The 15,034-nt window shown below is 55.4% G+C and carries 14 protein-coding genes; 7 read left to right on the top strand and 7 right to left on the bottom strand.

Annotated elements, in window-relative coordinates; all coding sequences use genetic code 11:
* Window positions 1–2 precede the first annotated feature (2 nt).
* From OU800_RS12205 to OU800_RS12190, 4 genes are read left to right on the top strand one after another with little or no spacing between them, the layout of a single operon-like run.
* On the top strand, window positions 3–317 hold the full coding sequence (locus OU800_RS12205) for a hypothetical protein (RefSeq protein ID WP_059392058.1): 315 nt from the start codon (window positions 3–5) through the stop codon (window positions 315–317).
* Window positions 307–1,398: a copper resistance protein B gene (locus OU800_RS12200; RefSeq protein WP_059392059.1), complete on the top strand. Its 1,092-nt coding sequence runs from the start codon at window positions 307–309 to the stop codon at window positions 1,396–1,398. Before OU800_RS12205 ends, OU800_RS12200 begins: the two co-directional genes overlap by 11 nt.
* Window positions 1,399–1,407: 9 nt before the next feature.
* Window positions 1,408–2,250: a c-type cytochrome gene (locus OU800_RS12195; protein ID WP_059392060.1), complete on the top strand. Its 843-nt coding sequence runs from the start codon at window positions 1,408–1,410 to the stop codon at window positions 2,248–2,250.
* Window positions 2,240–2,683: a DUF411 domain-containing protein gene (locus OU800_RS12190; RefSeq protein WP_059392061.1), complete on the top strand. Its 444-nt coding sequence runs from the start codon at window positions 2,240–2,242 to the stop codon at window positions 2,681–2,683. The genes OU800_RS12195 and OU800_RS12190 overlap by 11 nt, the downstream gene beginning before the upstream one ends.
* Window positions 2,684–2,854: 171 nt before the next feature.
* Here OU800_RS12190 and OU800_RS12185 read toward each other — a convergent pair whose 3' ends face one another.
* From OU800_RS12185 to OU800_RS12155, 7 genes are all read right to left on the bottom strand, one after another.
* Window positions 2,855–4,180, bottom strand: coding sequence for an OprD family porin (locus OU800_RS12185; protein WP_059392062.1), 1,326 nt, complete (start codon window positions 4,178–4,180; stop codon window positions 2,855–2,857).
* 157 nt (window positions 4,181–4,337) lie between these two features.
* Complete coding sequence (locus tag OU800_RS12180; RefSeq protein WP_017675718.1) at window positions 4,338–4,670, bottom strand: DUF2790 domain-containing protein; 333 nt, start codon at window positions 4,668–4,670, stop codon at window positions 4,338–4,340.
* Window positions 4,671–5,011: 341 nt separating this feature from the next.
* Window positions 5,012–6,301: an OprD family porin gene (locus tag OU800_RS12175; protein ID WP_059392063.1), complete on the bottom strand. Its 1,290-nt coding sequence runs from the start codon at window positions 6,299–6,301 to the stop codon at window positions 5,012–5,014.
* Window positions 6,302–6,517: 216 nt separating this feature from the next.
* Complete coding sequence (locus OU800_RS12170) at window positions 6,518–7,417, bottom strand: LysR family transcriptional regulator (protein WP_017679356.1); 900 nt, start codon at window positions 7,415–7,417, stop codon at window positions 6,518–6,520.
* Window positions 7,418–7,631: 214 nt separating this feature from the next.
* On the bottom strand, window positions 7,632–8,891 hold the full coding sequence (locus tag OU800_RS12165) for an OprD family porin (RefSeq protein WP_059392064.1): 1,260 nt from the start codon (window positions 8,889–8,891) through the stop codon (window positions 7,632–7,634).
* A gap of 129 nt (window positions 8,892–9,020) precedes the next feature.
* Window positions 9,021–10,424 carry a heavy metal sensor histidine kinase gene (locus OU800_RS12160; RefSeq protein ID WP_045733424.1) on the bottom strand — a complete coding sequence of 468 codons (1,404 nt, stop codon included), beginning with the start codon at window positions 10,422–10,424 and terminating at the stop codon, window positions 9,021–9,023.
* Entirely contained in the window at window positions 10,421–11,095 is a 675-nt protein-coding gene (locus tag OU800_RS12155) for a heavy metal response regulator transcription factor (protein WP_061239415.1), read from the bottom strand. Before OU800_RS12155 ends, OU800_RS12160 begins: the two co-directional genes overlap by 4 nt.
* A gap of 571 nt (window positions 11,096–11,666) precedes the next feature.
* Between OU800_RS12155 and OU800_RS12150 the strand changes: the two genes are divergently transcribed.
* From OU800_RS12150 to OU800_RS12140, 3 genes are all read left to right on the top strand, one after another.
* Window positions 11,667–12,935: a TolC family protein gene (locus tag OU800_RS12150; RefSeq protein WP_045733423.1), complete on the top strand. Its 1,269-nt coding sequence runs from the start codon at window positions 11,667–11,669 to the stop codon at window positions 12,933–12,935.
* 153 nt (window positions 12,936–13,088) lie between these two features.
* Entirely contained in the window at window positions 13,089–14,678 is a 1,590-nt protein-coding gene (locus OU800_RS12145) for an efflux RND transporter periplasmic adaptor subunit (protein ID WP_045733422.1), read from the top strand.
* A 14-nt stretch (window positions 14,679–14,692) separates the two neighbouring features.
* Window positions 14,693–15,034, top strand: coding sequence for a P-II family nitrogen regulator (locus tag OU800_RS12140; RefSeq protein ID WP_045733421.1), 342 nt, complete (start codon window positions 14,693–14,695; stop codon window positions 15,032–15,034).

Here is a 15,034-nt window from a genome sequence, read left to right as displayed (position 1 = left end):
TGATGAGCACTTTTATGAAGCGAAATGCCCTGACTGGCAGCGCAGTCATGTTTAGCTTATTGGCTGCCCTGCACGCACCGGTTTCGTTGGCAGGTGAGGGGCACAGTGAGCACGAACAACATGCTGCCGAGTCGGCTGCGCCCAAGACCGCCAGTGGCAATCACGCAGATCAGTCGAAGGATAAGGCGACTGGCCAGCAGATGGATCATGGCGCCATGGATCACGGAGACATGAAGCATGACGGCATGAATCACGAAAACATGATGGATAAGCATGGCGGCACCGAAGCCGAAGCAGGTTCGAACCATGACCACTAAGTTTTCACGTCCATCTCTCTTGGCGCTGGCTGTGTCGCTGAGTGCGTTCAGCGGCGGCGTTACCTTGGCTGCGGAAGAAATGGATCATTCGGCAATGGGGCACGGCGCCATGTCGATGGACCATAGCCAGATGAACCACGGCGCTACCAAAGCGCCGATGGAGGGCATGGATCACAGCAAGATGGACCATGGTGCCATACAGGGTGCTTCGGGCAGCATGGATCATAGCCAAATGGGCCACAGCCAGAGCCAAGATAAGGCTCCAGTCATGGACCACAGCAAGATGAACCATGGCGCCATGCAAGGGCAGATGGAAGGCATGGATCATTCAAAGATGAACCATGGCTCCACTGAAGACCCAAGAACCACCAGCCGTACGCCGATTCCCGTTCTGACGGATGCTGATCGCCAAGCGGCTTTCCCGCCTCTACCTGGCCATAAGGTGCACGACAGCGCCATCAACAGCTTTTTCCTGCTCGATCAGCTCGAATACCAGGATGCAGATGAGGGCAGCACCCTGGCCTGGGATGCGTCGGGCTGGGTAGGCGGTGACATCAACCGGGTCTGGTTCCGCTCCGAAGGCGAGCGTACCAACGGCGTGACTGAGGATGCGGAGTTGCAGTTGCTGTACGGCCGCTCGATCGGCCCTTGGTGGGACGTCGTCGCGGGCGTTCGCCAGGACTTCAAACCCGAGTCGCCGCAGACTTGGGCCGCCTTCGGCGTTCAGGGCATGGCGCTTTACGCCTTCGAGGCCGAAGCCACCGCCTTCGTAGGTGAGAATGGCCAGACCGCTGCCCGACTGGAGGGCGAGTACGACATTCTGCTGACCAACCGACTGATACTCCAGCCAACTGCCGAAATGAACTTCTACGGCAAGAACGATCCTGAGCGTGGTGTCGGATCGGGGTTGGCCAATACTGAGCTCGGCTTGCGTCTGCGTTACGAGATTGTCAGGCAGTTTGCCCCCTATGTCGGGGTCTCCTGGAGCCGCTCCTATGGCAACACGGCAGACATGGTCCGCGACGAGGGCGGTGATGTAGACGAGGCGCGTTTTGTAGCCGGTATCCGGATGTGGTTTTGAGAACCTGACATGAAAAGAACAATTAAAACTTTGGTGGCGGCCGGCGTGGTCGGTAGCACAGCTGTCCTGGCCGGCGCCTATTTTGGCGTGGTCAATGTGGGGGCCGACGATCCCCATTTTCCTGCGGTGTATGCGTTTCTCACAATGGCCCGTGACCGCTCTATCGAGGTCCGTTCGCGGGACATCGAGGTTCCTAACCTGGATGATAAAGCTCTTATTCGCGCCGGTGCGGGCAACTACAACTCCATGTGCATCGGCTGCCACTTGGCGCCAGGTGTGGCGGAGACCGAGTTGAGCCAATCGCTTTATCCTGCTCCTCCCAACCTCGCCAAGATCGGTGTCGATGGCAATCCGTCAGCAGCGTTCTGGGTGATCAAGCATGGCATCAAGGCAACGGGTATGCCTGCGTGGGGCAAGAGCATGGGAGACGAGTACATCTGGGGCATGGTTGCCTTCCTCAACCAACTGCCGACGATGGATGCCAAGCAATACCAAACACTCGTCGCATCCAGTGGCGGCCATCAGCACGGTGGTGGGGAAACGCAGATGCATAACCATGAAGGACAGCACGGCGACAACAAGCCTGGCCATCATGACAATAGTGGCGGTGGCGATGACCATCATGGATCAGGTGATGCTGGAGAGCCTGGTCATCACGATGCCGCGGCTACGGATAGCGAGGGTGGCTCCGCACCTAAGGCAGGTCACCATTCGGATATGAGTGGCGATGACCACCATGCTGGAGATGAGGCGTCGTCCAACGGAGGTGATCATCACGCCGAGCAGGCTCCGAACGCCTCGCCCAAGACCCACACCCACGCCGATGGCAAAGAGCACGTACATGAAAGCTAAATATCTGGCCTTACTGGCCGCTCTCTCCGTCACGTCTGCGGTTCAAGCAGCTGATGCCCTGACGATTGATGTCCATCGTGATGCCAATTGCGGATGTTGCAAGAAGTGGATTTCACACCTCGAAGCGAATGGCTTCAAAGTCGTCGACCATGTTGAAAGCAACATGACAGCAGTGAAGCAAAGACTGGGCGTCGCGCCACGGTTAGCGTCTTGCCACACCGCGGTGATTGACGGCAAGTTCGTCGAAGGTCATGTGCCGGCGGCTCAGGTCATCGAACTCACCAAGCGCGATGATCTGCTGGGCATCGCTGTTCCCGGGATGCCGGCGGGCTCCCCCGGCATGGAAGTCGATGGCGTACAGCATGCCTACCAGGTCATTGGCTTGACCAAGACGGGTGCCGATCAGGTCGTTGCAGAATATCCCGCCGAGTAGCAGCCCATTCCACCGCGGCCGCTTGGGAACGAGTGGCCGATCTTCTTCACACTTCCCCTAAGTAAAAAAGGCGCCCGACGGGCGCCAAGGGCTGTCTCCAAACCAAAGGAGCACTAGAGGGGACAGCAGAGTCAAAATGCGAGCGGCATTCACACCGCTCGCGCACTGGCGTTAAAGCACTTCCAGTGGGTACTCGACGATGAAGCGGAACTCATCCAAATCCGACTCGAAGTCAGTGGCGCGAGTCGTGGCTTGTCGAATGCGGAAGGACATGTCCTTCAGTGATCCAGACTGCACAACGTACTTGGCCTCGATGTCACGTTCCCAGCGCTTCTGGTTGGTCAACGGATCGCCATTGTCATCTCGGCGCATATAGACTTCGTTTGCGTTGCTGTAGTCGGCATCCCAGCCCTGAGCATATCGAGTCATGAAGCTCAGTCCGGGCACACCGAAAGGCTCCATATCCAGGTCATAGCGCACCTGCCATGACTTCTCCTTGGGCGAGTTGAAGTCACTGTACTGAATGGAGTTGTCGAGGTAGATGGAGTCAGATTGGCGCAAGTAGTCGAAGTCGTCATCGCCGTTGTTGCGCTGGAGTCCAACCAGGACGGTGTGCGCGCCGAACTGGATGCCGACCTTACCGCTCCAGATGTTGTTATCGAAGCTCCCGAGGAGCTGCTTCCCTTCATCAACTGCCTTGTAGTAGTTCAACCCACCGATCAAGGTGACATCGTCCGCAAGCGGATAGCTCAGCGTGGTGCCCGCATAGTATTGATTCCAGGCATCCTTGAGCCGACTGGTGTAGAGACTGAAGCCCAGGTTGTCGTTGAGCGTGTAGTCACCGCCGAAATAGGCGATCCATGGAGAGTCGACTTCGCCCGCGTAGAAGGTGGCGAAGCCGTCACGCATGCTGCTGCTGTTGGGTTGGCTCATCGAATGAAGGCGACCGCCTTGAAGCGACAGTCCTTCCACACTGGTGTTGGCCACGGTGATGCCGCGGAAACTCTCCGGTAAAAGCCGCGCATCACCGTACTGGACGACCGGGCTGACAGGAAAGACATCGCCTGCCTTGATTTCGGTATCCATGAACCGTGTTTTTACTGCACCGCCCAGCTTGGAGTAGTTGTCCTCAGCCTGCCCGAGGCTGTTATACGGCATCACATCGACTGAGCCGCCTGCACCAGAGCGACCGTCGCCTGTATCCAGCTTGAGTCCCAGCATTGCAAAGGCATCGACACCAAAGCCTACGGTGCCTTCGGTGTAGCCAGACTCGAATCGGCCTATCACGCCATGCGCCCACTCTTCCGAATAGCCATTACCCGAGCTGCTGGACTGGCCTTTACGGAAATCGCGGTTGAAGTAGAGGTTTCGATTGAGAATGGTCAGGCTGCTGCCTTCGATAAATCCCTCGCCTTTCTCGCCGGCGGCCATTGCAGCTTGCCCGGTACTGACGCTCAGAGTGAGCAGAGAAAGTCCTAACAGGGTTCTGTTATTCATAAATGCTCCTGATGTTATTGGCAGTTGTCATTGTGTGGTCGCATATATGTGCCAAGCGCGCCGGGCATAGCCAGGCACGCCTTGGTCATATTTCCACATGCCAAATAACGTCAGGGTGACTTGGAAATTACATTTCAGTCAGCGCGATGTCATTTATCTAGTTTTGATTACGGCAACCTGTCCCGGCTGCCCGGTATTCAAGAATATTCAGATCGCCATTGGAGTCCTCGTAGGTCATCTGGGCCGGCATCACACCGCAGCTAGAGTCCGTCGGGGTAGTGGCCACGACCCTGGCGATATCGAGTTTCATGCCGTAGCGGTAATGAATAACTTCAGGCGGATTCTTTCCGTTAGCGGCAGCATACTCTTGCATGGCCTGCTCATTGGCCTGAATCATCCGACCATAGACACGATCAGCGCCGCCTTCTGCCAGAGCTGCAGAGGAAACAACCATAGCGGAAAGTGCAGCAATGACTTTGAGGTTTTTCATGTTTAATCACTCCTTCAAGGTGGTGATTAAAATATAAACGCAAGACCCTGTCACAAACGTGAAGCGAGAATTACATTCCTGTAATGGATCTAAACTCTTTGAGAGTAAAGGTTTTGATACGTCAGTTATGTTTGGCACTCGTCAGAGCAATTACAGGCGTCGGCTACCGAAGATAACAATTTCTACCCAGGTATCAGTGAGTGGGTCATTGGAAAGTCAGCTTTGGTGAGGCGATCGTTAGCGGTAGTAATGCACTCTTGGCGGCTCCCCATAGTCGCCGTCTGTGCATTTCGCTAAATGCGTGCGCTGCACAAACAGTGCAACGCACGGATTATTGCTAATTACAGCAGTGGAAGGGTGTAGCTCACGATCAGGCGGTTCTCATCAACGTCGTTGCCGAAGTTGGTTGAACGTAGTGTGGCGTTGCGCCATTTAACGCCCAGGTTTTTCAGCGCACCGTCCTGAAAGACATAGGCGATGTCAGTATTGCGCTCCCACTCCTTACCATCGGCACCGCCTGCGCCTAGATCAATATTGTCGCCGGTCAGGTAACGGGTCATGAACGTCAAGCCAGGGATGCCAACGCTGGCAAAGTTGAAGTCATAGCGGACCTGCCATGAGGTTTCGTCTTTGTTGGCGAAGTCACCGATTTGCACATAGTTGACCAGGAACGGATCGGTGCCGTTGATGTAGGCGTAGCCGGTGTCTCCGCTCATGCTCTGGTAACCAACACCGAGTGCGTGACCGCTAAATGCATAGGTGAACATCGCCCCGAATGCCTTGTTGTCGACGTTGCTGTTGCCCTCGTCGGTGGAGCGAGCGTAGCGCAGATCAGTTTTCAGCGATTGCTTGTCACCTAGCGGCAAGGTGTGCAGGACCGTGAAAATATGCTGCTTGTAGAAACCGTCTAGATTGCCGTAGTTGTAGCCGGTGGCTAGGTTGCTGTTCCACTTGTAGGTTGCTCCGGCGAAGTTGAATTCATCGCTATTCTGGGTTCCGCCGCCGCTGATAGCGCGGGCTGCGCCGCTGGTAATGCTGAGGTCTTCGCTATCGGATGAGTCGCGCTGGCTTACTTGTTTGAGCTGGCCGGCATCGAAGGTCAGGCCGGCAATCTCCAGCGAATTCAGGTGCCCGCCTTGAAAGGTCTGTGGCAGCAGGCGCGAATCGTTTGCTTGGACGGTTGGCAGTCGAGGTTGCAGCGTGCCCAGTTTCAGCACGCTGTTTGAAGCGCGCAGCTTCGCGGTTAAGCCCATCTCACCATATTCATCCTGCGCTGCACGAGGTGCTTCTTTGTTGCGTTTTAGAAGGCCCGTGCCTGAACGATCAGCGCTGGAGTCCAGCTTGAGACCCAGCATGCCGATGGCGTCGATACCCACGCCGACTGTCCCTTCAGTGAAGCCGGATTCGTAGCGCAGCAGGAAGCCCTGGGCCCATTCCTCCTGCTTTGACTGGCTAGCTGAGTCTTGGCGGAAATCACGATTGAAATAGAAGTTGCGCGCTTCCAGACCAGCTTTGCTATCTGCCAAAAAATCAGCTGCCGCTGGTTGACTGAGACCGAGTCCTCCAGCGCTCAGCAGGAGCCCGCACGTGACTCGGTTAAGCCATTGAGAGTTGGGGGTAGCAATGAGCATGTAATTATCCTCGTCGAAAACATGTGTGGTAGACGTGGGGCAGGCTCGGGTAGGCGTATTACACTTGCACATACTTTCGATGACATTTTTATTTCAATGATCGAGAGGGCGAATGAAAGCCTTACAGGGCGAGGGTTTCAATGCAGGAGTGGAAACTTTTGTTTGTTTCAGCGAGATGACTATTTGGTGAATTAGCTGCTTGTGGACTACTCAGGGCTACTGAGTGAACCAGTTGTGGCGATCTTCAAAGGCTTTGTAGATGAGCGATACCAGTGTCTGCACTTCTGATTGCTCTGCTGCCAGCGGGGACGTTGAAATCCAGACCACCCGTTCCAAGGCAGTCTCGAATAACTCGTCAAGGGGCAGCAGGTTACGGTCTACATGGGAGATGTAGCCAGGTAGCAGGCCAATGCAGGAGGAGTTACGCAGCAAGTCAACGACCCACTCTTGTGAATGCACTTGAATGACCGCGCTTTGGCGCTGACGGATCAGCTGATTCCATGGTTCGAAACTGTCAACCGTTGTGTTTCCCGCGAGCTGAACCAGCATGAAATCCTTGAGGTCGGCTACAGAACTCGGTAGGCGTTTACCCGCATAACGTTTGGCCATATGGGCACGATAGGGAATTCGTGCAAGCATCAATGGTGTTGTCATTGCAAAGCTTGGAGTCGGTCTTGGCGTGCCGGGATCGGTGATCCAAATCATGACCTCTGCCAGCCTCTCGGGCTCGCCCTCCTGTGGGATGATTTCTAGTCTCACGGCCGCGTCATTACGCAGCCAGGAGATCAAATCACGGGCCAGCAGGTCGGTGAGCAGTGCCGTCGGCACCGCAAGACGTACCAGAGCTCGCTGGACACTGACGTCCTCTGGATGCAGGTCACCGAATTTCTGGATCAGTAGTTGTTGTAATTCACGTCCTGTTGCGCTCAGGCTGAGCTCGCGTCCTTTATAAAGGAATAGCGGGGTACCTACAGTTGCCTCCAGCTTCCTGAGTTTTTTGCGCATCGGCACGATATGTAAGTTTAGGCTGCGTGCAGCCTGCCTAAAGCAGGCGCAGCGCGCGCTGGTCAAGAAAATCTGTGCTAGTTGGTGGTCGATGGTGAGAGGGTCGAACATGGGGGGCGATCAAAGCTCGTGCCAAGCAAAATGCATGTACTTTGAGCTTAACGAGACGAACCTAACGCCAGGATCGCAGCAGGATTACTTATTTGTAATCTGATGGAGGGAGGAGCTTTATGTTTGGAATTGAACTTCCGGCAGTATCACTTTATCAGCGCGGGCGGTTCTAAGCGCGGCACTCGACTACTAGTTCCGCGCTGAGGTTTGATGATTACAACAGCGGAAGTGTGTAGCTGACGATCAGGCGGTTCTCGTCAACATCGTTGCCGAAATTGGTTGAACGTAGTGTGGCGTTGCGCCATTTCACACCCAGGTTTTTCAGCGCACCGTCCTGGAAGACATATGCGATGTCAGTATTGCGCTCCCATTCCTTACCATCGGCGCTGCCTGCGCCTAGATCAATATTGTCACCAGTCAGGTAACGGGTCATGAACGTCAAGCCAGGGATGCCAACGCTGGCAAAGTTGAAGTCATAGCGGGCCTGCCATGAGGTTTCGTCTTTGTTGGCGAAGTCGCCGATCTGCACATAGTTGACCAGGAACGGATCGGTGCCGTTGATGTAGGCGTAGCCGGTGTCTCCGCTCATGCTCTGGTAGCCAACACCGAGGGCGTGGCCACCAAAGGCGTAGGTAAACATTGCTCCGAATGCCTTGTTGTCGACGTTGCTGTTGCCTTCATCGGTGGAGCGGGCGTAGCGAAGATCAGTTTTTAGCGACTGCTTGTCACCTAGCGGCAAGGTATGCAGGACAGTGAAAATATGCAGTTTGTAGAAGTCGTCCAGGTTGCCGTAGTTGTAGCCAGTGGTCAGGTTGCTGTTCCATTTGTAGGTCGCCCCGGCAAAGCTGAACTCATCGCTCGTCTGGGTTCCACCGCCACTGATAGCGCGGGCAGAGCCGCTGGTAATGCTGAGGTCTTCGCTATCGGAGGAGTCGCGCTGGCTTACTTGCTTGAGCTGGCCTGCATCAAAGGTAAGCCCGTCAATCTCCAGCGAGTTGAGATGTCCGCCCTGAAAGGTCTGTGGCTGTAGGCGCGAGTCGTTCGCTTGGACGGTTGGCAGCTTGGGTTGCAGCGTGCCTAATTTCAGCACGCTGTTCGAAGCACGTAGCTTCGCGGTTAAACCCATCTCGCCATATTCATCCTGCGCGGCACGAGGTGCTTCTTTATCGCGCTTGAGCAGGCCCGAGCCTGAGCGATCGGCGCTGGAGTCCAGCTTGAGGCCAAGCATGCCGATAGCGTCGATGCCCACGCCGACTGTCCCTTCGGTGAACCCGGATTCGTAGCGCAGCAGGAAGCCCTGGGCCCATTCCTCCTGCTTTGATTGGCTGGCTGAGTCTTGGCGGAAGTCGCGATTGAAATAGAAGTTACGCGCTTCCAGACCGGCTTTGCTGTCTGCAAAAAATTCAGCGGAGGCTGGCTGGCTAAGACTGAGTACCCCAGTACTCACCGCGACTGCCAAGAGGGTCTTCTTCATTGTTGTTTCTCCATGCTCAGGGGGTTGGCATATCGGGGAGCCGTCGCTGTATGCCGTGCTCTCCGAATAGGGGCGGGTTCCTCTGCAGCCAATCTTCGGCTGGTCGTTATGCCTGTACGCCTGCAGGGTCTAGGTCGAGGAACCATTGCGGACTTTGGGGAAGATCAAACGGAACACGGTGAAGCTGCCTGGCAGGCTGCTGACCTCGACCGTGCCCTGATGCAGGCTCATGATCGAGCGAACAATTGCCAGGCCAAGCCCTGTTCCACCTTCGGCACGAGAGCGGCTGGTATCGACACGGTAGAAGCGTTCGAACAAATGAGGGATGTGCTGTGCGGGAATGCCAATCCCGGGGTTTTCCACCGAGAACGATACGGTTTCGCTGTGCTTTTCGATCAGCAACGAAATGTTTGCGCCGATGGGGCTATGTCGAATCGCATTGGACAACAGGTTTGAAATCGCGCGCTGCACCATCAGCCGATCACCGAAGGTTAGGCCTGCTCCGACAATGCTCAGGCTGATCTGCTTCTCTTCCGCGGAGATGCTGAACAGATCCACAACGCGTCTTGCCTCATCTTCTAGGGCAATCTTCTCGAAGGGAACCAGGGACGCCGGGTGGCTGACTTGAGCGAGAAACAGCATGTCGGAAACAATCCGGGTGACGCGCTCAAGCTCTTCTGTACAGCACTCCAGTACGGCTTTGTATTCCTCTGGCGGACGCTCTCTGGAGAGAGTTACCTGGGCTTTGCCCATCAGGTTGGTGATGGGCGAACGCAACTCATGGGCCAAGTCATCAGAGAATTGCGATAGCTGCTGAACGCCGCCATCAAGTCGATGCAGCATGAAGTTGATGCCGTGGGCCAGCGCGCTGAGTTCTTGTGGAAGCTTATCCACGGAAATTCGGTGGGTCAGATCCTGTGTGGAGATCAGCGATGCAACCTGGCGAAATTGCCGGAGCGGAGAAAGGCCTCGCTGCACGATCCACCATGCGCCCATGCCAATCAGCGCGAGCAGAAGAGGGAGTGCGATCAGTGTTGACTTGAGGTAGGCACTGAGCAGTGCTTCGTCGGCAGATCGATCAATTGAGAGTAAGACCCTGACGTGGTCGCCGTCGTTGAGCAGCATCACCTTGGATGCGGTCAGGAAGTTGTTTCCCTCAGTATCCGACCAGCTTTGGTAACTAGGGGTATCGCCTGCTGGTATGTTGGCAAGAATGGGCTCCCTGGATTTCTCACCCAGATTCAGGAGTAATTTGGTGCCTGACTTTTTCCCGTAGATCGTCAGGTGCAGGTTGTCATGCCCCATGACCAGATCCAGCAACTCGTGAGGTTGCTGGGCAATTGCATGTGCACTCATGTCTTCGGCGAGATTGTGCTGAATCTGCTCCAGTTTGCCGTCAAGACTCTGCTTGGCCAACGAGTCCAGCTCATGGGTAAGCGCGAAGTAGGCGAGTGCCGCTAGCAGAACAACCAGTGCCGCCCCCATCACGCTGACCGACAGGCCAAGGCGCATGGATAGACTGGCCGGCTTCATGCCCGTTCCTCAAGCACGTACCCAACACCCCTGAGGGTGTGGATCAGTTTGTTATCGAACGGATCATCAATTTTGGCGCGTAGCCTGCGGATGGAGACTTCGACGACGTTTGTGTCGCAGTCAAAATTCATATCCCAGACCAGCGAAATGATCTGGGTGCGCGATAGCACTTCCCCAGAGCGGCGCATCAGTAGGTGCAGCAACGCAAACTCTTTAGTGGTCAGGTCGATGCGCTGCTCACCACGGAACGCGCGGTGCCTCGCCGGATCAAGCTCAAGGTCGGCTACCCGCAGCACTTCCGGTACTGGAATTTGCTCGCTTCGCCGTAGCAATGTACGAACTCGCGCAAGTAATTCAGGGAACTCGAACGGTTTGACTAAATAATCATCTGCCCCCAAATCCAGGCCTTTAATTTTATCCACTAAGCGCCCGCGTGCAGTCAGCATTATCACGCGTGTACTGCTGTTACTGCGTATATGCTCAAGCACGCCCCAGCCATCAATTTCAGGCAGGTTTACATCAAGCACTACCAAGTCGTAAGCGTGTTGCCTAACAAGGTGGAGACCGTCCACGCCAGTGGCTGCCTTATCAACTACATAGCCACTTTCGCTTAAACCTTGGTGTAAGTATTCGGCAGTCTTGGGCTCGTCCTCGACAATAAGGATTCGCATAAAAATTCACCTTAAAATGTGCAGCCAGTATTTTTTAGATATTCTTTTGTTGTGGCTGCGGAGTGGTTTTAATTCTTTCATCGGCGGTCACGGATATGACCTACGGCTTTTCAGGTTGCTCCAAGGCTAAAGCCTGAAGCGGCTTTAGGGTCAAGCTGTAATGCCTATTTCGCATGGCTCCAAGGTGTTAAGCGACAACGTGTCGCAGTACTTGCCCTTATCCAAAACCCCCAACTTTTGACTGGCAGGGCTGCCCGGGGCGCTACACGCGAGGCAACCGCTATTTAACTGTGTTTGTTTCTAGTTGTTGCTGGGCGCTAAATCGCCTGCTCTCTTGAGCGCTGCCAATACTAATACAGGCCTACTTGGAAAGGTGCTGGATAACGTATTTGTAATTTTCCAGTCACCTTGCTGATAGGCGTGGAGCACTACATTCTGCCGGGAATTGGCTTTCTACTTATTTTCCCAAGTAATGATCCTCGATATCCCTCGGGATTAATAAATATAAAGGCCTTCATTATATTCCAGCAGAGTTAGTTCTGCGGAGGACTTTTAAGTGCATGTAAAAACAATGGCCGGACATGGAGTTGGAGTAGGTAAGTTCTGTGTGTTATCAGGGCTACTGGCTGCATTGTTAATTGCTCCAGTTCCAACAACTGCTGCCGAATCAACAAGGCAGTCAATAACGATTGATGAGGCGTTGGCGCAAGCGCTCACTGAGAACCAGGAGTTCGCTGCAGCACAATGGAATACAGGTATTGCCGAAGGTGCTCGTACTCAAGCTGGGCTGATCCCGAATCCTGAGTTGTCCTGGAGCGTTGAGGACACGCGCAGTGAGTCGCGCGTTACCAGCATTCAGGTATCTCAGCCAATTGAGCTGGGCGGCAAGCGTAGCGCGCGTATTGATGTGTCTGAGCGTGATCAGGACGCGGTGGCGATTGATCTGGAGCGTAAGAAAAACATCTTGCGCGCTGAGGTCATCCAGGCCTTTTACTCAGCCCTGCGTGCCCAGGAAGGACTGCAGCTTTCCACTCAGTCGTTAGACCTTGCCCGTCGCGGACTTCAGGTGGTCGAAGGGCGCGTAAAGGCCGGCAAGGCTTCGCCAATCGAAATTTCGCGTGCTCAGGTGCAGCTTTCGGAAATTCAACTGGAGCTGAATCGCGCACGCCTCAATCAAAGCAATGCCTACAAGCAACTGGCGCTCATAACGGGTGCCGAGACACCGAACTTCGCGCATGTCGAGGGTGATCTTGAGCGCCTGCCGTACCTGCCGTCGCAGGCTGAGATGCTTGCACGCATAACAGATACAGCGGACCTACGGCTGGCCAGCACGCACATCCAGCGTGCCGAGTCTTCCTTGGAACTCGAAAAGTCGCAGCGCATTCCAGACCTCACCGTCAGTGTTGGCAGCCAATACGACGAAGGGCTTGGCGAGCGCGTCAATTTGCTCGGCTTGTCGATGCCTATTCCGTTGTTCAACCGTAACCAAGGCAATGTGCTGGCCGCTGCTCAAGGAGCTGACCAAGCGCGGGATTTGCGCAATGCCGCAGAACTCCGCCTGCGCGCGGAAGCCCAGCAGGCATTTGAGCAGTGGGAAAGCGCTAGAAGTGAAGTCGACTCGATCAGCGGCACACTGCTGCCGACCGCGCAGCAAGCAGTAGAGGGCGCAGTACGTGGATTCGAGATGGGCAAGTTTGCCTTTATCGATGTACTCGATGCTCAGCGCACCCTCGTAAGCATGCGCTCCCAGTACCTGAATACCCTGGATGAAGCTATCTCGGCCTGGGTGAGCTTGGAGAAGATTTACGGCTCCCAACTCAACATCGAATTCAAAAAATAAGCATCTCTGCGCACCTACATAACGCCTTAGACGGTCGCGTCATGCGACATGAAGCCTCGCCTGCTTTCCTGGCGGCTGCATGTTTATTGAGCGCGTTTAGTCGCCGCCTGGGCATGAATCAAATTCAATACTTTTGATAATTTGGAGTTACCAATGGCATCAACAACTCCCAGAAAGCAGTGGCTGATGATTGTGGCTGTTGTCGTCATCGGTTTAGCCGTGGCGGGCCTGATTCTAAGTGGTAGCCCTGGTAAGTCCGGGGAGGAAGGCCATGGCCATGATGAGAGTCATGAGGATGTATCGGCTCACGCAGATCCCGAGCACCACGGGGAGGCTTCGGCCGACGAGCATGAAGAGGCCGATGAGCATGCAGATAAAGAGCACCATGAAACTGTAGAACCCACCAAGGGCGAGCATGGCGGCAAGCTTTTCACCGAGGGTGATTATGCGCTTGAAGTGACGATTTTTGAGGAGGGCGTAGAGCCTCAGTTCAGGCTCTATACCTACCTGGACGGCAAGCTTCTAAATCCTGCTGAAAGCACGGTGCAAGTGACCTTGTTGCGTCTTGGCCAACCTGCGCAAATCATCAATTTCAGCAAAGAGAATAACTACCTACGTGGCGATGCCGCGGTTGTAGAGCCGCATTCATTCCAGGTTTCCATCAGCGCCACGCACAGTGGCAAGAGCTATTCGTTCGGTTACGAGCAGGTTGAGGGCCGCGTGACCATGACGGATGCGCAGCTTGAGCAGGGTGGCGTCACGCTCGCCACTGCTGGTCCCGCGAAAATCGCCTCCACGCTGCAAGTGCTCGGCGAGGTTCGTTACAACGGTGACCGCACGGTTCAGGTGACCCCGCAACTTGCCGGGCGCGTCGACTCGGTGGCGGTTAGTGCTGGCGATACGGTCAGCAAGGGTCAGGTATTGGCCAAAATCTCCAGCCAGGCGCTGGCCGAACTGCGTGGCGAGCTACTGGCCGCCCAGCAACGCTCTGCGCTTGCCCGCACGACCTATGCACGTGAAAAGCAATTGTGGGAAGAGAAGATTTCCGCCGAGCAGGACTTCCTGCAGGCGCAAGTTGCCATGCAGGAAGCTGCTATCGCAGTGCAGCGCGTCCAGCAACAAATCGCTTCGCTGGGCGGTGCACCGGCCAAAGGCCAGAATCTCACCGAATTCGAGATTCGTGCCCCTATCGATGGCGTGATAACCAGCAAAAGCATCTCTGTTGGTGAAGTACTCAAAGAGGATTCCGCAGTCTTTACCGTCTCGGATTTGTCGACCGTATGGGTGGACTCAACCGTCGCGGCGAAAGACTTGGGCGTAATCGCCGAAGGGCAAAACGTTGTCGTGAGCTCCAGCGCATTCGCCGCCACGGCTAAGGGCTCCATTTCCTATGTCAGCGCTCTGGTTGGGGCGCAAACCCGCTCAGCGACTGCTCGCATCGTGCTAGCTAACCCAGATCGGCTATGGCGGCCTGGTTTGCCAGTGACGGTCGAGGTGATTGCCGAGGAGAACAACGTTCCCGTTGCAGTAGCGGTCGAAGCGATCCAGACCGTTCGCGATTGGCAGGTAGTGTTCGGCCGCTTCGATAACCAGCTAGAAGCTCGGCCTCTTGAGCTGGGCAAATCCGACGGCCGCTTCGTCGAGGTTATCTCGGGTCTGAAGGCGGGCGATCGATACGCGCTGAAGAACAGCTTCCTGATCAAAGCTGAGCTTGGCAAAGCCGGCGCGAGCCATGACCACTAATTCGGAGTCGAGCTATGAAACAAGTTACAGCTATTTTTCGCCCGATCCGGCTTGAGGCCGTCGAGCAAGCTTTGCATGCACTGCCACACCTGCCTGGATTTACCATCCTGCCCGCCCATGGTCATCCACGTGGCCACGGCAAGGATCACAGCTACATCGCCGACGAGTGGAACCCCGACGCCCATCAGCATCTCGTGCTGCTGGCGTTCTGTTCAGAAGAAGTTGCCGATGAGATCGTCCATGCCATCGAGAAGGCCGCCCACACAGGTGTACCCGGTGATGGAATCGTCGCCGTGGCCCCTTTGACCGACGCATTGCGCATCCGTACTGGAGAGCGCGGTGATGCTGCGCTTTAG

The sequence above is a fragment of the Pseudomonas sp. GOM7 genome (assembly GCF_026723825.1).
Classification (GTDB): Bacteria; Pseudomonadota; Gammaproteobacteria; order Pseudomonadales; family Pseudomonadaceae; genus Aquipseudomonas.
The sequence above is the reverse complement of the archived record's forward strand: the minus strand, read 5'-3'. Positions and strand labels throughout refer to the sequence as shown.